Origin of the sequence: Flavonifractor hominis (assembly GCF_040095835.1) — a bacterium.
Classification (GTDB): Bacteria; Bacillota; Clostridia; order Oscillospirales; family Oscillospiraceae; genus Flavonifractor; species Flavonifractor hominis.
This window is the reverse complement of record NZ_JBBMFT010000001.1, coordinates 582,190-599,215: the sequence shown is the minus strand read 5'-3', so window position 1 is coordinate 599,215 and position 17,026 is coordinate 582,190. Positions and strand designations below refer to the sequence as shown.

The following is a 17,026-nucleotide window of genomic DNA, read 5'->3' as shown; positions in this document are numbered from 1 at the left end:
CCGACTCAGTCGGGCGCCCCTCCGGTTATTCATTTGCCTGCGGTGCAGGCGGATGGATGAATTGTGTGGCGTGATACAGGCGACAGGGCCGCCCGCCGGTATCGTAATTGACAGTGCTGGCCGCTTCGCCGTGTTCCACCAGATAGCTCACATAACGCCGTACCGTCACCACCGACAGCCCAGTTTGGCGGGAAAGGGTCTCGCTGGGCAGGCCCTGTTCCGGCGCGGTACGCAGACAGCTGCGGATCCGTTCCAGCGTAGCCTCCTGCATCCCTTTGGGCGGGGTGTGCTCTCCAGTGAGACTGGAGGCGGGAAAGAGCCGATCCAATGTATCCTGATCCACGGCACTGCCTGCCATGGCGGCCCGATGTCGGCAAAAGGCGTCCAGTGCCTGCTGGAACCGCTCCACGGTAAATGGTTTGACCAGATAGTCCACCACACCCAGCTTGAGCAGTGCATCTACCGTTTGTACGTCGTTGGCGGCGGTGACCATGATAGCGTCCAGCTGGACCCCTTCCGCACGCAGGGCATGGAGCAGTTCCAATCCGGTCAGCTGAGGCATGTACACATCCAGAATCAGCAGGTCTGCCTGATGTTCCAAAAGCCAATCCAGCGCGCTCTGTCCATTTTGAAAAGACTGGATCACCTGAAAACGGGTATCTTTTTCCGCAAAGGTCCGGTCCAGCAGGGCGACCATGGGATCGTCCTCCACGATGACCACTTGATACAACCAAAATCACTCCTTGATAGCCGGGGCCGTTTCCCGGCGAAAACTGATGAAAAAAGAGGTGCCCACACCTGACTCTGACTCTACGCGGATCTCGCCGTGGTAAGCCTCAACGATCTCTTGGACCAAGGATAATCCGGTGCCCCGGCCCTTTCCCTTTGTGGAAGCGCCGCGCTGGAACAGCTGACCCTTCAGATCACCGGAAATACCAGGCCCGGTATCCTCCACACACAAAAGCAGATTCTCGCCATCCTCGCGGATGCTGACGGTGACCTCCTTGTTGCTGCGAGGAGAGCGGCTGAGTTCCTCGATGGCGTTTTCGATGAGATTACCTAGGATGGTCACGTAGGCGTCGGCAGGCAGCCAGTCAGCCCCTTCACTCAGGGCGCTCTCACGATCCAGGGTGAGTCGTACGCCCAGTTCGTTGGCTCTGCTGGTTTTTCCCACCAGCAGAGCAGCCACTGACGGCTCCTTGATCTGGTTCATGATGCGCCCCACCGCCTCCTGCTGGATGCGGGTGGTGTCCATAATGTACTGCTGGGCGCGGTCTGGCTGGCCGATCTGCAACAGACCCAGGATCACGTGGAGTTTGTTCATGAATTCGTGAGTATAGGACCGCATGGCATCCACCATGTGCCGTACCCCTGTAAGGTCATCGGCCAGGCGGGTGACCTCCGTGCGGTTCCGGAAAATGCTTACCGCGCCGGCCAGACGGCCGTTTTCATACACGGGCAAACGGTCGGCCAGTACATGTACGTGCTTCAGTGAGCGCATGCTCACATTGTATTCCGCCTTACCAGTGCGCAGGATGCGATCCAGAGTAGAGCGGGGATAGACCGCATGCAGCGGCTGATTGAGACAGGTATCCTGGTCCAGAGAGAGCATCTGAGCGGCAGAGGAATTGAGAAAGATGATCTTGCTGTCCCGGTCAATGGCCAGAATGCCTTCCTCCAGTGCATCCAGAATGTCCTCCCGCTGGTGGAACCGTTTGGCCAGCGCATCAGGCTCATAGCCCAGCAGGGACTGCTTGATGCGCCGGGACAGGCGCAGCGCCAGCAGGGAACCCAGAACTGCGGCCAACGCACCCATGAGGATCAGGCGCAGGGCGGTAGTTACGGCCACCTGGGTCATGCTGCGCAGATAGATCCCTACGATCACAAAGCCGATGACGTCTCCATTGGTGTCCAGAATGGGGGCATAGGCTGAGTGGTCTGAGCCCATGGGGCCGGTTTCATTGGAGGTATAGGGAGGGATTCCAGCCAGCGCACCAGCCTGGGCGGTTCCGGTGTACTGACTGCCGATGAGAGTACGGTCGGGGGCATAACAGAGGCGGGCGTTCAGATCGCCCACCAGGATAAGATCGATATCGGAGGTGTGGGTGGTAGCCGCGTCCAGAAAGTCAGCCAGTTCCTCAAAGGAGGCGGAGCCGGTCAGGGCATCCCGCACCAGCGGCACCTGAGAGAGGATGCAGGCGGAGTTGATCAGGTTTTTATCCAGCGACTCCTGCTCGCCCCGCAGGGTAAGATAGAGGGTTCCGGCCAGGGAAAGAGCCACTGAGACCGTGACGATGATCAGATTCATCCACATCAGCTGGGCACGGATGGAACGCTTGACCTGTGCGGGCATAGCGATACACCTCCTTCGAATAATATCAGTATAAAAAATTTTTCTCATCCTGTCAAATCAACGGACGTTCCGTCAGGTTGGAGAAGAAATGTTTGCCCCTAAAGGCCGAGATTCAGAAAAACCCACAATTACGAGGATGGAAAACCATGGGGTATAATAACCACCGTTCCCCTTCGGCCGTGTCCGGAAATCAAGAGGGGAAGAGAGAAAGGAGAAGCATACGATGCCTCAGAATAAGCGAGAGAGTTTGATTTACACGGTACTGATGTGTTTTGTCATGGTGCTGTGGATGAGTTTTTATAATGTGGCGATCCAGCAGGGCGGCCTCAGCCTGGCAGTATTCCAGGCTGGCTGGCTGGGATTCCCGGTAGCCTATGTGTTTGCCATGTGCTGCGACTGGTTTCTGGTGTCCAAGCTGGCCAAAGGCTTTGCCTTCCGTTTTCTGGTCAAGCCCCAGGATACGCCGCTGAAGAAGGTGATCTGTGTGTCCTGCTGCATGGTGGTGCCCATGGTGATCATCATGTCGTTGTACGGCGCCTGTGAGGGCGCGTTCCATACCGGCGCATGGGCAAGTGTGCCGGTACACTGGCTGATCAATATTCCCCGGAATTTTATCATGGCCCTGCCCTTCCAGCTGCTGATTGCTGGCCCGCTGGTGCGCAAGGTGTTCCGCACCGCCTTCCCTGAGGGGAAGGTGCTTGCCTGAGAGTTTCAATAGTTTTTTTACTTTCAAAAGGATTCCCAAATTCTCTTCGCAGGCGTAAGATAGCCCACGCGAAAACGAGGTGATGTGTTTGGGTGCATTCAAGGAATCCCTGGTGAGTGAGCTTGGGAACAAGACCGCGTTCACCCTTCCAGTGCTGGGCGGTATCCCGGTGGGGGAGTCGGTGGTGGTCAGCTGGATCGTCATGGTCATACTGGTGGTGCTGTCACTGCTGCTGACCAGGAAACTCAGTGTGCGCAATCCCGGCAAGGCTCAGATCGTGCTGGAGAGCGCCGTGCAGTTTCTCAACGGCTTTGTCAAGGAAAACATCGGTGCCCACTGGCGGCCCTTTGCTCCCTGGCTGGGTACGGTGGCGCTGTACATCGGGCTGTGTAACCTGATCGGTATCTTTGGGTTGACACCCCCTACCAAAGACGTGAGCGTGACGGCCGCTCTGGCCATCCTGAGCATGCTGCTCATCTATGGGGCCCAGTTCCGCTATAACGGACTTCTGGGTGGAATGAAGAAGTTCGCCGAACCCATGCCGCTGCTTGTGCCCATCAACCTGATGGAGATCGCCATACGGCCTCTGGCGCTGTGTATGCGTCTGTTCGGCAATATTCTGGGCGCCTTCATCATTATGGAGATGGTCAAGCTGCTGGTGCCGGTGGTGCTGCCGGCCGTGTTCAGTCTCTACTTCGACCTGTTTGATGGAGTGATCCAGACCGTCGTCTTTGTGTTCCTCACCACGCTGTTTACTGGTGAAGGGATCAAAGAGGAAGCGTAAACCACTGTTAGTTTTAGGAGGAATTCATTATGACACTGGGAATCATTGCTGCGGGTATTGCGGTTTTCACCGGCATCGGCGCCGGTATCGGAATTGGGTTTGCCACCGGTAAGGCCAGCGAGGCCATTGCCCGCCAGCCGGAGGCGGCCGGTAAGATCAACAGCGCACTGCTGATGGGCTGTGCTCTGGCGGAAGGTACCGCCATCTTTGGCTTTATCACCGCGCTGCTTGTGATTTTCGTTGGTTAAGGGGGCGTCCCCCATGCTGGAATTTGAACCTTCCACCATTGTATTTACCATCATCAATCTGCTGGTACTCTATGTGATCCTGCGCAAGCTTCTTTTTGGCCGGGTCAACGCCGTGCTGGAGCAGCGGGCTGCGCTGGTGAAAGAGGAACTGGATTCAGCCGAGCGCAACAGCCGCCAGGCCGAGGAGCTGCGCAGCGAATATGAGGCCAAGCTCACCGACGCCCATCAGGAGGCCGCCCGCATCGTAGCCGAGGCCCAGAACCGGGGCCAGCGGGTTTATGAGGCCAAGCTTGCCGACGCTGAGACCGACGCCAAGCGTGTGCACAGTGAAGCGCAGGCCCAGATTGCCACGGAGCGGGAGAACATGCTCCGCGGCGCCCGGGAGGAAGTGGCCTCTCTGGCCTTGCTGGCTGCGGCTAAGGTAGCGCAGAAATCCATGGATAGCGCGGACGACCGGGACCTGGTGGAGTCTTTTCTTTCGGAAGTAGGTGAGCAGGCATGAGCGAACTGGCGCGCCGCTATGCTCTGGCGCTTTATTCCGTCTGTCCAGATGAGCAGACACTGGAGCAAACTGCCCACGTTCTCATGGACGATACCACGCTGTGGCAGACACTTTGTTCGCCCGCGATCCAGGGGCAGGAGAAGGCGCGGGTCCTGGCCCGTCTGCCGGTTCTGGACGGCCATGGACTGCTGCTGAATTTTTACCGTCTGCTGGCGGAGAAAGGGCGTATGACCCTGCTGCCCGAGATTCTGGAAGCCTTTAATGAAGAGGTGCTCCGGCAGAAGGGAATGGCCCGTTGCCGCCTGAGCTGTGTACGGGCGCCGGATGCGGCGGAGCTGGATAAGCTCCGCCGTGCTTTGTGCCGGCTCCACCACAAGCAGGATGTGATTTTTGAGATCCGCACCGACCCGTCTCTGCTGGGCGGCTTTACGCTGGAGATCGAGGGCGTGCGGTATGACAAGAGTGTCCGAGGGGCGCTCTCCGGCCTGGGCCGGCAATTGGAAGAGAGGCGAATGGCATGAACAGCAAACCGGAAGAGATCGTCTCCATCCTGCGGGAGGAGATCCAGGGATATGATACCCGCGTGCGACGGGATGAGACCGGTACTGTCCTGGAGGTGGGTGACGGTATCGCCACGGTCTATGGCTTGGACAAAGCGGTATACGGCGAGCTGGTGGAGTTGGATACCGGTGTTAAGGGCATGGTAATGAATCTGGCTCGGGACAGCGTGGGCGTGGTGCTGCTGGGCAGCGATGCCGGGGTCAAGGAAGGGACGCTGGTGCGCCGTACCGGCCGCGCAGCCGATGTGCCGGTGGGCGACGGACTCGTCGGTCGGGTAGTAAACGTATTGGGCCAGCCCATTGACGGCCTGGGCCCCATCAACGCCACGGAGACACGGCCCATTGAGCACGAGGCCAGCGGTGTGGTCAGCCGCGAGCCGGTCAATGTTCCTCTGCAGACCGGCATCCTGGCCATTGATGCCATGGTGCCCATCGGGCGTGGCCAGCGTGAGCTCATCATCGGCGACCGGCAAACCGGCAAGACCGCCATTGCCGTGGATACCATTCTCAACCAGAAGGGGCAGGACGTGATCTGCATCTACGTGGCCATTGGTCAGAAGGCCAGCACGGTGGCCCGTATTCAGGATACCCTGAAGAAGCACGGGGCCATGGACTACTCCATCATCGTTTCCTCCACCGCCAGTGAGTCTGCCCCCCTGCAGTACATCGCACCCTACTCCGGCGCAGCCATGGGCGAATATTTCATGAGCCGCGGCAAGGATGTGCTCATCGTGTACGATGATCTGAGCAAGCACGCAGTGGCTTACCGGACCCTGTCTCTGCTGCTCAAGCGTTCTCCCGGCCGCGAGGCCTATCCCGGCGACGTGTTTTATCTGCACTCCCGTCTGCTGGAGCGGGCCTGCCGCCTGACCAAGGAGTATGGCGGCGGCTCTATGACCGCTCTGCCCATTATTGAGACCCAGGCCGGCGACGTGTCAGCCTACATCCCAACCAATGTCATTTCCATCACAGATGGTCAGATCTACCTGGAGAACGACCTGTTCTTCGCCGGCCAGCGGCCCGCCGTCAATGTGGGCCTGTCGGTCTCCCGTGTGGGCGGCTCCGCCCAGACACGGGCCATTAAGAAGACTGCCGGTACCCTGCGGATCGATCTGGCCCGCTTCCGGGAGCTGGAGGTCTTTACCCAGTTTGCATCCGATCTGGACCCGGCCACCCAGCAGGCGTTGGACCACGGCCGCCGTCTGCTGGAGCTGCTGAAGCAGCCGCTGTACCACCCCATGCCGGTAAGCCGGCAGGCCATCATCCTGTATGCTGCTACCAACGGTCTGGTGGACGACGTGCCCCTGGACAAGGTGCGCGGCTTCCTGCTGGACTTTGCCCAGGAGATGGAGAACGAACACAGCGACGTGGTATCTGAGATCGAGTCCACCGGCAACCTGAGCGGTCCCGCCATTGAGACCATTCGCTCGGCGCTGGAGGATGCCAAAAAGCGGGTGAGTGCCACATGGCAAGCATAAAAGAGATCCGCACCCACATCAAGAGCGTGGAGCAGACGCTGAAAATCACCAACGCCATGTATCTGATCTCCTCCTCCAACCTGCGCAAGGCGCGCAAGCAGCTCAATGATGTGGAGCCCTATTTCCAGAAGATCGAGGTCACCATCTCCGATATCCTGCACCACTCTCCTCAGATCGAGCACCGCTTTTTTGACAAGCGGGAGGGTATCCCCGCGGAAAAACGTAAGGTGGGCTATATCGTCATTACGGGCGACAAGGGACTAGCTGGTGCATACAACCATAACATCCTGAAGCTGGCCGAGCAAAAGCTGGCCAAGACGGCCAATCCAAGCCTGTTTGTGGTGGGACAAGTGGGGCGCTCCTACTTCCAGGAACACGGGATTCCCATCGATGGAGAATTTCTCTATACAGCCCAGAACCCCACCGTGGCCCGGGCCCGGGATATCGGTGAACAGATGATCGACCTCTATATGACAGGACAGCTGGATGAGGTATATGTCCTCTTTACCAAGATGGTGACCTCCTTCCAGATGGAGCCCACCGTCCACAAGCTGCTGCCTCTGGACCCGGATGTATTTCCGGAATATGAAAAAAACCGCGATAAATATAACCGGGACGTAACGTATGTCCCCTCGGTCAAGGCGGTCATGGACCGCCTGGTACCTGGATATCTGAAGGGCGACCTGTTCGGTGCCCTGGTGGAGTCCTACTGCTCGGAGCAGAACGCCCGCATGACGGCTATGAAATCCTCCAGCGACAATGCCCGGAGCATGCTCCAGAGTCTGAATTTGTCCTATAACCGCGCCCGGCAGAGCGCCATCACGCAGGAAATCACCGAGGTGGTGGGCGGCGCTCAGGCGGCGCTGTGAGACCCGGGGCGCATGTACCGCCCGGATATGAAATGTGAGAGTGAACGCCCGAAAGGGGATACGATATTATGAGTGAGAATCAGGGAACCATTGTACAGGTCATGGGACCTGTCGTAGACGTGGCGTTTTCAAACGGCAGCCTGCCTGAAATCAAGGAAGCCCTTGAGGTGGAACTGAACGGGAAACGCCAGGTCATGGAAGTGGCCCAGCATGTGGGCGGGGACACGGTGCGGTGCATCATGCTCTCCCCCAGCGAGGGACTGGGCCGCGGCATGAGCGTCACCGCCACCGGCGCGCCCATCTCCGTCCCCGTGGGCGAGGGTGTGCTGGGGCGCATGTTCAACGTCCTGGGTGACGCTATTGATGAGAAGGGGCCGGTGAAGGCCAGCGAGAAGTGGTCCATCCACCGCCAGCCCCCTGCCTTTGAGAATCAGCGCCCTGTGGTGGATATCTTTGAGACCGGCATCAAGGTCATTGACCTGCTGGCTCCCTATGCCAAGGGCGGCAAGATCGGCCTGTTCGGCGGCGCCGGCGTGGGCAAAACGGTGCTGATCCAGGAGCTGATCCACAACATCGCAACTGAGCACGGCGGCTACTCCATCTTTACCGGCGTAGGTGAGCGTACCCGTGAGGGCAACGACCTGTGGCGTGAGATGACGGAGTCCGGCGTCATTGAGAAAACTGCCCTGGTGTTCGGCCAGATGAACGAGCCCCCCGGAGCCCGTATGCGCGTGGCCCTCACCGGACTGACCATGGCCGAGTATTTCCGTGACAAAGAAAAGCAGAATGTGCTGCTGTTCATCGACAACATCTTCCGTTATGTCCAGGCTGGCTCTGAGGTCTCCGCTCTGATGGGCCGTATGCCTTCCGCCGTGGGCTACCAGCCCACCCTGGCCAATGAGATGGGTGCGCTGCAGGAGCGCATCACCTCCACCAAGGATGGGGCCATCACCTCAGTGCAGGCCGTCTATGTCCCCGCAGACGACCTGACCGACCCTGCCCCTGCCACCACGTTTGCCCATCTGGACGCCACGACCGTCCTCTCCCGTAAGATCGTGGAGCAGGGCATCTATCCCGCTGTGGACCCCCTGGAGTCCACCTCCCGTATCCTGGAGCCCGATGTGGTGGGCGAGCGGCATTACAAGATCGCCCGGGGCACCCAGGAGCTGCTCCAGCGCTACCGGGAACTGCAGGACATCATCGCCATCCTGGGCATGGAGGAACTTTCGGAGGACGACCGGCGCACCGTGGAGCGTGCCCGCCGCATTCAGCAGTTCTTCTCCCAGCCGTTCTCCGTGGCCGAGCAGTTTACCGGTCTGGAAGGGCGCTATGTAAAGCTGGAAGATACCCTGCGCTCCTTTGAGACCATTTTGGGTGGTGAGCTGGACAAGTACCCCGAGGCCGCCTTCAGCAACGTGGGCAACGTGGACGAGGTTATCACCAAGGCGAAAAAGATGGGGGCGGTGTAAATGGCCGAGACAGGTACCTTTTACCTGGAGATCATTACCCCCGAGCGGCAGTTTTACATTGGCCCGGCCGAGGCGCTGGTGCTCCCCGCCGTGGATGGCGAAATGGGGATTTACCCCGGCCATGAGCCGGTGGTCACCGCCATTGAACCGGGTGAACTGCGGTATAAAAATGATGACAAGTGGGAGCATGCCGCCGTGGGCGCCGGCTTTGCTGAGATCAAGCCCGACTATGTGATCCTTCTGGTGGGTTTTGCTGAGCACCCGGAGGAGATCGACCGTAAGCGGGCGGAGGCCGCCAAAGAGCGGGCGGAGGAGCGCCTGCGTCAGAAGCAGAGCATCCATGAGTATTACCACTCCAAAGCGGCACTGGCCCGGGCTATGGCCCGGCTGAAAACCAGACGCTGAACCAAGGACAGAAAGCCGATAGATATCGGCTTTCTGTCCTTTTTGTTTTGGAAAAAGCAGAGAGATGGTATTAGCCAAATGTATACAATTTTAAAGACTTTCTGAAATTTATGTAATTTAAATTGTATTTCTGATAAGAAACTTGTATGATGATAACAGTTTTGGCCGAAACGGCTGGGGTAAAGGGGGCAACGGTATGATACAGATGCAGAAGGGACAGAAGCTGAAACTGACGGACCTTGCACCGGATGGGCGCTTCCGTGTTTCGGTTTCGGCCGCATTGCCCGAAGGAGAAGCAGATGTGACCTGCTTTGGCGTGGATGGGGCCGGAAAGCTGTCTGATGACCGCTATTTTGTCTTTTACAATCAGACGCGCACCCCCGAAGGAGCGGTGGAGATGACGCAGAGCTCTGGAACGACAGAGTTTTCCATCGATCTGCACCGGCTGCCGGCTTTTGTACAGAAACTGGTGGTGACGGTTGCGCTGGATGGCGGCGTCACCATGCGGAAACTGACCCGGAGTCTGCTGACGATAAAAGGAGAGCGGGAGCAGGCGGAATATACCTTTGACGGGGACGGTTTTCAGGAGGAAAAAGCGATCATTCTCTGTGAGCTGTACCGCAGGGAGGAGCTTTGGCGGTGTGCGGTGGTTGCCAGTGGGTTTAACGGTGGACTGTCGGCGCTGTTGGCCCATTTCGGGGGAGAGGAAGTCCGTCCTGCCGAACCGGCTCCGCCTGTGCCCAAAGTAAACCTGTCCAAGATCAGTCTGAAAAAGAGCGGTGAGAGCCACAAAATCGACCTGAGCAAAAACGCAGGGCGTATCCATGTCAATCTGAACTGGGACCGTGGACGTCCCGGCCTGTTTAAAACGGGGGGCGATGTGGATCTGGATTTGGCATGCATGTACCGGTTGAAAAATGGCACACAGGGTGTCATCCAGGCGCTGGGCCGAAGCTTTGGCAGTGCCAGCGATATGCCCTATATCCGGCTGGACGGGGATGATCGTTCGGGCGCTGCCCTGAACGGAGAAAATATGGACTTCTTCCGGCCGGAGCTCATCGACTTTGCAGTCGTATTTGCCTATATCTATGACGGGGTGCCCAACTGGCGGTCCACCAATGCCCGGGTGGTGCTCAGCCAGGAGGGGGCGCCGGATATTGAGATTCTTATCGACAACGCCCGGAGCAATGCGCGGTTTTGTGTCTTGGCCAGTCTTACCGGTCGGGACGGAGGGCTGGAGGTTCGACGGGAAGAACGGTTTTTTAACGGCCATCGTGAGGTGGACCAGCACTATGGGTTCGGGTTCCGCTGGGTGGCGGGCCGAAAATAAAAAGAGAAAAGAGGAGGCATTTCTATGCTCAGCGCCATTGGATCAAGGGAACATATAAAGGTCGTCGATCAGGCCAGTTTTGGGGGCATGCGCATTGAGGTGATGGAGTATCAAAAGCTGCTGGGCTCCACCAACACCGCTGCGGCGTCCGATCTCTATTTTATGGAGAAACAAAACATCCGCGCCCGTCAGGTGGCCGTCTATTTGGATAATGATATGGTGACGGTGGAGCCGGGGGCCATGAGTTATTTCCGGGGCAATCTGGAGATGATCTCCGGAGTGACGGCGGGCAATGCGCTGGGCCGGCTTTTTTCCGGCGCGGTGACAGGGGAGGCACTGGCCCAGCCGGAGTACCGGGGGACTGGTATGCTGGTGCTGGAGCCGTCGTTCAATCACTTCCTGCTGCTGCAGCTGGACCACGAGGAGATCATTGTGGATAAGGGGATGTTCTACTGTGCCCAGGGCGGTGTCACAGTGAAAGCCAGCATGCAGCGCACGGTGTCCTCGGCAGTGGCCGGCGGCGAGGGCCTGTTCCAGATCTCTCTGTCCGGTACCGGCCTTGTGGTGCTGGAGTGTCCCGTGCCGTCCTGTGAGATCGATATCATTGAGCTCAGCAACGATGTGCTTAAAGTGGATGGCAACTTTGCTGTGCTGCGCAGCGGAGGCCTTCAGTTCACGGTGGAGCGCTCGGCTAAAACGCTGCTGGGCTCGGCTGTCAGCGGCGAAGGGTTGGTCAATGTCTACCGCGGTACCGGCAGCGTGTGGCTGGCACCTTCCATCAAGATCTACAATACGATCAATTCCGGAGTAGTCAGTACACGGCACATGGATATGAACACCAGCAACACTCGGTAAAGCGGATTGCGTTCTTTGAACAAAGCGTGTATAATAAAATCACGCCTATTTTGAACAAAATAAACCAAGTGGAGCGCCGTTTTTTATGAGCCAGAACTGTTGCTTTTCCGCTTTTTACCTGCCGGTCAGTCAACGAACGCCGCCTAAGCCGTGTTTTTTACGGGTCATCGGGCGGGATGCGGCGGGAGAGAGCGCCCGGTTTCTTTCACAAGTGCATACACTGGCCGACCGAAACGGTGTGTATCTGAAGGACGGTGTGGCCAACCCTACGGAGCCTGAGATCCGCCGCTTTTATGATTTGGTAGGGGAGCGGTTTGTGCTCAGCGGCGCGCTGATCCGCCGACATATGACCATGTGGCTGGGGCAGCTGCGCCCCGAGCAGCGGGAAGCGCTGGCCCTGGCTCTGGAGCAGACACTGGAACGCCTGCGCAGCCGGGGTGCCAATGATGGTGTGCTCCGCAACGCATACATCAAATTCATGTGCTGGTTCCGGGGGGCCTTTGGACATGCGCTCACCGGCCTGTTGCGGGATGTGCCTCCCTGTATTCTGGCTGAAGGGGAGTTGTCCAAGTATGATTTTTACGTGCTCTGCCTGCTGCATCAGGCAGGGTGTGATGTGGTATATGCCAATCCGGTTTCCGACGCATCTTACCGCAAGCAGGACCCGGAAGGCAGCTGTTCCATTTTGTGGCAGGGAGAACTGCTGACGCCGGAGCCGCGGTCCGCTCCGCCCCGTCCTGCCCAGCCCCGTCCTGCTCCTGTTCCTCCTCGCCCGGCGCCCTCACCGTCCCGCACGGTTTCTTCCCAGCCCCGGCCGGCCCAGGCCCGGCCGTCACCTCCGCCTCTGGGACCCGCGCCCTGGGAGGGAATGGGGAATACCCTGTGTATCAACCGTTGGGCAGATGGGCAGGCAGTGACCGAGGCGGTGCTCCTGCCGGCCTCCCGCCGGGGGAAGGACGGGCATATGGATACCCTGTTCGCCCTCTGCTTTGGCGGTGATGAACGGTCCGCTTACCGGACCCGGCTATTTCGCCTGCGACGGGCCCTGGAACAGTCTCCCAAGCGGTGGAAGCTGCTGGAGGGGGCCGCGCCGCCGCCTACTCCGGCGGAGGTGCAGCGGTTCCAGACAGTCGATAAGACGTTGCCTGGGGTCCATCTGATCCGCGCTATTGCCGGGGCGCTGGCCCTCAACTGCGGAAAGGTTCCTCAGCTGCTGGCGCAGCGGGCCTTTACCCTTGCCATGGAATCCGCGGCGGAGACCAACTCCGTGCGTCTTTACAACCACGGGGTCCGTCTGGCCTGCTGGATGCGGCGGTATCTGGAGCCGCTGTTTGAAGGATATGATCCGGAGCAGCTCCCCGCTCTGGTTTGCTACGGGCCGGTGAACGAGGCCACGGTAACACTGCTGTGGGCAGTGGCCCACAGCGGTGTGGATGTGCTCTACTTCAGCCCCCAAAAGGCTGGTCAGACGCTGTTCGAGGCTTCGCCGCTGTCCCACGACTGGAGCGAGGTGGTGATGGAGCAGGACTTTCCTGCAGAGCCTTTTCCCCAGAAGGAGGAGCTGCTGCGGGCCTCTACAACGGCCTACAACGCCGCCCGGGAGATCGATGAGATGCTCCACAACGATGTGGGGATGTTCCGTACCCGGTCCTTTCCCCGCTCGGCGGCAGTCACCCTGCGCACGACGTATGACGAGGTGCTGCAGCTCTGGAAGGAGGAGGCTCAGTTCCGCCCATCCTTTCAGACCCAGGGGGACACCGTTCATGTGCCCAACCTCTTCGCCAAAATCAACGGGGTGGAGGGGAACGTGTCGGACTACTGGGATACCATCCGGGGTCTCATCACACCGGAGACCCACCTTATTACCAACGTACCCTTCCTGGTGGACCCGGCACCGGTGATGAGCATCCCCAAAGCCCGGGCATTTTTCCATAACGGACGGCTGGACCCGGTGGCGCTTAAGCGCTCGGAGCAGTACCGCTACGGATTCCTGCCCGATGATACGCAAAACTATATGCTGGAGAAGATGCAGACGCTGATCGACTGCGGCCTGATCACCGACGGGGGGCGTGACTTGCCCGCCTGTGTACTCTCTACCCTGATGGGACTGAGCAAGGACACCCTGCATACCATCCAGAGCTTTGATTTTACCCGCACCATCCCCAAGGTGGTGATTGTAGATGTGACCGACCGGGTCTTTTCACTGGCGGAATGTATTCTGCTGGGATTTTTCAACCTGGTTGGGTTTGACATCGCCGTATTTACCCCAACGGGCTACCGCAATGTGGAGGCCCACCTGAACCCCGATGCATTTCAGACCCTCAACGCAGGGGAATACCGCTTTGACCTGACCGTACCCAGTCTGCGGGGTGGGCGTCGCGGTTCGGGCGAATGGTTCAGCCGCCTGTTCGGCGGGAACTGACGCAGAAAGGAGCGAGACATGGAAACACCGCAGGAGCTCCTGGATCTGAGTGCCCAACGCAATGAGCTGGCCCGCTCCCTGGAGGGCTCCCAGGATCTGGACCGGCTGGTCAGCCAGATCTATCTGGACGATCCGTCCACTATACTCTCCTTTGGCGCGGATGCAGCCAAGGAGATCTCACGCTGTTCGGATACCATCCTGCACAGTGTCAGTATGGGGCGGACCAGCGATCCTACGCCTCTGCTGACGGATCTGTCGGCGCTGATGGGGCAGTTTGATGTGGACGAGATCGCCGGGGAAGAACGCCGCGGCTTTCTGGGCCGCCTTCTGGGCGGCGGGAAAGAGACGGTGGAGCAGGTGCTGGTCCGCTACCGCACGCTGGGAGATGAAGTAGACCGGATCTATATCCGGCTCAAGCAGTTGGAGGCCGAGCTGGAACAGACCAACCGCCAGCTGGAGGAGATTTTCACTGCCAATCTGGCCTACTATAAAGAACTGGTCCGCTATATTCTGGCCGGGGAGGAGGGGCTGCGCCAGGTGGATGCCTACCTGGAGCAGAAGCGGCAGGAGGCTGCCGCCCACCCGGGCGACCATCTGCTGGCCATGGAGTGCACCAGTGTCCAGCAGGCCCGTAATCTTCTGGACCAGCGGGTGCAGGATCTGCGCATCGCGGAGGTGGTGGCCATGCAGGCCCTGCCCATGGTCAAGAGTATGGAATACACCAACCTCAATTTGATGCGCAAACTCAACTCCGCCTTCCTGGTGACGTTGCCCGTGTTCAAGCAGGCACTGACCCAGGCGGTGCTGCTCAAGCGCCAGCGTCTGCAGCGGGAATCTTTGCGGGCGCTGGAGGAGCGTACCGGCGCACTGGCCGAGCGCAGCGCCCAATCGGCCGCCGCCTTGGCCGGCGTGGCCCGGGAGGAGCCGTCTACGGTCTCCGCCGATACGCTGACCGCCTCCCGCCGGACCATTCTGGAGGGGATCGATCAAACGAGAAAACTCCAGCAGGAGCGGCAGGAGAACCAGCGGGAAGGCGCCCAGGAGCTCAGCCGCCGCCAAGAGGAGTATCAGGCACGGCTGCGGATGTAAGGAGCGGTTCTTTGTTCCCGCTTGGCGGGAGCTGGAATAAATAGAAAAAAGCTATCTATCCACACAAACAAGGTTTTATAAAAGGAGTGTATCAGTATGCCGATTAATCTTTCCAAGGGCCAGAAGGTAGACCTCACCAAGGGCAACGCAGGTCTGGACCACATTATGGCCGGCCTGGGATGGGACACCAACCGCTATGACGGCGGCCATGAGTTCGACCTGGACGTCTCTGTTTTTATGACCAACGAGCAGGGAAAGGTGGAGACGGATACCAATTTCATCTTTTATAACAACGCCCAGGATGCGGCCGGCAGCGTGGTCTATTCCGGCGACAACCGCACCGGTGCAGGCGAGGGTGACGATGAGTCGGTCAATATTACCCTGAGCAAGGTGCCCGCCAATGTGGCCAAGGTTGCCTTCACGGTTACCATCCATGAGGCGGAAGCCCGGGGCCAGAATTTTGGCCAGGTGTCCAATGCCTATATCCGCATCGTAGATACCGCCAAGAACGAGGAACTCATCCGCTATGACCTTGGTGAGGACTACTCGGTAGAGACCGCCATTGTGGTGGGTGAACTGTACCGTCACAACGGGGAGTGGAAGTTCGCGGCCGTGGGCTCCGGTTTCAGCGGCGGCTTGGCCGCGCTGTGCCGCAACTACGGCCTGGATGTCTGATCGAACGAATGTGAGAAAGCAGGTGCAAGTATGGCAATTTCACTGCAAAAGGGACAGAAGATCGATCTGAGCAAGAAGGATGGCTCCCAGCTGACCAACATTATGGTGGGACTTGGCTGGCAGGAGGTCAAAAAGCCGGGCGGACTGATGGGCCTGTTCAAACAGAAGTCAGATGTGGATATCGACGCGTCGGTGCTTCTGCTGAATGACCAGGGGAAGGTGGCCAACAAGGACGATGTGATCTTTTTCAATCATAAGGATCACGCCACCGGCTGTGTCCACCACTGCGGCGACAATCTGGTGGGCGGTACCATGGGCGGTATGGAGGACTCCGAGCAGATCCTGGTGGATCTGACCCGGGTACCTCAGAATATCAGCCGGATCGTATTTGTGGTCACCATCTACGAGTGCGTCTCCCGCAAGCAGCATTTCGGTATGGTGGAGCACGCCTATATCCGCATTGTGGACAAGGGCGCCAGCGAGACCATTGCCAGCTATAACCTGACGGAAGACTACGGCGGGAAGACCTCCATGATCGTGGGCGAGATCTACCGCCATAACGGCGCCTGGAAGTTTAACGCCATCGGGCAGCCGGGGAACGATGCCGGCATCTCCGACCTGGTGCGCCGGTATATGTAAATATCACGCAGCATGGGGCAGAAAAGGGGGAAATGCATATGCCTATCAATCTTTCCAAGGGACAGAAGATCAGCCTGAGCAAGGAGGCGCCCGGCCTGAGTGTGGCACTGGTGGGTCTGGGCTGGGACATCAAGCAGTATGATTCCGGTGCGGACTACGATCTGGATGCATCCATCTTCCTGCTGGATGCCAACGGAAAATGTGCCCACGATACCGACTTCATTTTCTATAATAACCTGCAGGATCCTGCCGGCAGTGTGGTGCACTCGGGCGATAACCGCACTGGTGAAGGCGATGGTGACGACGAATCCATCACCATTGAATTTGCCAAAGTGCCCGACTATGTGCAGAAGATCGCCATTACAGTCACCATTTACGATGCCCCTGCCCGTGGTCAGAACTTTGGCCAGGTGGCCAATGCTTTCGTTCGTCTGGTGGACAAGCAGACCGGGGTCGAACTGCTCCGGTATGATCTGGGAGAGGACTATTCCACCGAAACGGCCATTGTGTTTGCCGAGATCTACCGCTACAACGGTGAATGGAAATTTGCCGCGGTAGGCTCCGGGTTCAATGGCGGACTGGAAGCCCTGTGCCGCCAGTACGGGCTGGACGTCTGATTCTCTTAAAAACTTGCCCCCGGGC

General features: G+C 58.8%; 18 protein-coding genes. 16 read left to right on the top strand and 2 right to left on the bottom strand.

Going from position 1 to position 17,026, the window contains the following annotated elements; genetic code table 11:
* Nucleotides 1-25: 25 nt before the first annotated feature.
* Both WMO45_RS03085 and WMO45_RS03080 read right to left on the bottom strand, forming a co-directional pair.
* Nucleotides 26-721, bottom strand: coding sequence for a response regulator (locus WMO45_RS03085; RefSeq protein ID WP_349139333.1), 696 nt, complete (start codon nucleotides 719-721; stop codon nucleotides 26-28).
* Between the two features lie 15 nt (nucleotides 722-736).
* Nucleotides 737-2,353, bottom strand: coding sequence for an ATP-binding protein (locus WMO45_RS03080; RefSeq protein ID WP_349139182.1), 1,617 nt, complete (start codon nucleotides 2,351-2,353; stop codon nucleotides 737-739).
* Nucleotides 2,354-2,576: 223 nt separating this feature from the next.
* Between WMO45_RS03080 and WMO45_RS03075 the strand changes: the two genes are divergently transcribed.
* From WMO45_RS03075 to WMO45_RS03000, 16 genes are all read left to right on the top strand, one after another.
* Entirely contained in the window at nucleotides 2,577-3,059 is a 483-nt protein-coding gene (locus tag WMO45_RS03075; RefSeq protein WP_349139181.1) for a DUF2798 domain-containing protein, read from the top strand.
* 82 nt (nucleotides 3,060-3,141) lie between these two features.
* Entirely contained in the window at nucleotides 3,142-3,843 is a 702-nt protein-coding gene (locus WMO45_RS03070; protein WP_349139180.1) for a F0F1 ATP synthase subunit A, read from the top strand.
* Nucleotides 3,844-3,872: 29 nt separating this feature from the next.
* Complete coding sequence (gene atpE / locus WMO45_RS03065; RefSeq protein ID WP_349139179.1) at nucleotides 3,873-4,091, top strand: ATP synthase F0 subunit C; 219 nt, start codon at nucleotides 3,873-3,875, stop codon at nucleotides 4,089-4,091.
* 13 nt (nucleotides 4,092-4,104) lie between these two features.
* The gene (gene atpF, locus WMO45_RS03060) at nucleotides 4,105-4,593 is read left to right on the top strand and encodes a F0F1 ATP synthase subunit B (RefSeq protein WP_349139178.1); all 489 of its coding nucleotides are present in this window, start codon (nucleotides 4,105-4,107) and stop codon (nucleotides 4,591-4,593) included.
* The gene (gene atpH, locus WMO45_RS03055) at nucleotides 4,590-5,114 is read left to right on the top strand and encodes an ATP synthase F1 subunit delta (protein ID WP_349139177.1); all 525 of its coding nucleotides are present in this window, start codon (nucleotides 4,590-4,592) and stop codon (nucleotides 5,112-5,114) included. The genes atpF and atpH overlap by 4 nt, the downstream gene beginning before the upstream one ends.
* The gene (atpA, locus tag WMO45_RS03050) at nucleotides 5,111-6,631 is read left to right on the top strand and encodes a F0F1 ATP synthase subunit alpha (protein ID WP_349139176.1); all 1,521 of its coding nucleotides are present in this window, start codon (nucleotides 5,111-5,113) and stop codon (nucleotides 6,629-6,631) included. The genes atpH and atpA overlap by 4 nt, the downstream gene beginning before the upstream one ends.
* Nucleotides 6,619-7,500: an ATP synthase F1 subunit gamma gene (gene atpG / locus WMO45_RS03045; protein ID WP_349139175.1), complete on the top strand. Its 882-nt coding sequence runs from the start codon at nucleotides 6,619-6,621 to the stop codon at nucleotides 7,498-7,500. Before atpA ends, atpG begins: the two co-directional genes overlap by 13 nt.
* Nucleotides 7,501-7,568: 68 nt before the next feature.
* Entirely contained in the window at nucleotides 7,569-8,969 is a 1,401-nt protein-coding gene (gene atpD, locus WMO45_RS03040) for a F0F1 ATP synthase subunit beta (protein WP_349139174.1), read from the top strand.
* Entirely contained in the window at nucleotides 8,970-9,374 is a 405-nt protein-coding gene (atpC, locus tag WMO45_RS03035; protein ID WP_349139173.1) for an ATP synthase F1 subunit epsilon, read from the top strand. It begins immediately after the preceding gene.
* A 196-nt stretch (nucleotides 9,375-9,570) separates the two neighbouring features.
* Entirely contained in the window at nucleotides 9,571-10,704 is a 1,134-nt protein-coding gene (locus WMO45_RS03030; RefSeq protein ID WP_349139172.1) for a TerD family protein, read from the top strand.
* A gap of 24 nt (nucleotides 10,705-10,728) precedes the next feature.
* Nucleotides 10,729-11,559 (top strand): AIM24 family protein, encoded by an 831-nt coding sequence (locus WMO45_RS03025; protein WP_349139171.1) that lies wholly within the window; start codon nucleotides 10,729-10,731, stop codon nucleotides 11,557-11,559.
* A gap of 85 nt (nucleotides 11,560-11,644) precedes the next feature.
* Complete coding sequence (locus WMO45_RS03020) at nucleotides 11,645-13,981, top strand: YceG family protein (RefSeq protein ID WP_349139170.1); 2,337 nt, start codon at nucleotides 11,645-11,647, stop codon at nucleotides 13,979-13,981.
* 18 nt (nucleotides 13,982-13,999) lie between these two features.
* Nucleotides 14,000-15,070, top strand: coding sequence for a toxic anion resistance protein (locus WMO45_RS03015; protein WP_349139169.1), 1,071 nt, complete (start codon nucleotides 14,000-14,002; stop codon nucleotides 15,068-15,070).
* A gap of 96 nt (nucleotides 15,071-15,166) precedes the next feature.
* A complete protein-coding gene (locus WMO45_RS03010; protein WP_349139168.1) occupies nucleotides 15,167-15,745 on the top strand; it encodes a TerD family protein in 579 nt (192 codons plus the stop codon).
* A 30-nt stretch (nucleotides 15,746-15,775) separates the two neighbouring features.
* The gene (locus tag WMO45_RS03005; protein ID WP_349139167.1) at nucleotides 15,776-16,384 is read left to right on the top strand and encodes a TerD family protein; all 609 of its coding nucleotides are present in this window, start codon (nucleotides 15,776-15,778) and stop codon (nucleotides 16,382-16,384) included.
* A gap of 38 nt (nucleotides 16,385-16,422) precedes the next feature.
* Nucleotides 16,423-17,001 carry a TerD family protein gene (locus tag WMO45_RS03000; protein ID WP_349139166.1) on the top strand — a complete coding sequence of 193 codons (579 nt, stop codon included), beginning with the start codon at nucleotides 16,423-16,425 and terminating at the stop codon, nucleotides 16,999-17,001.
* The last annotated feature ends 25 nt before the right edge of the window (nucleotides 17,002-17,026 follow it).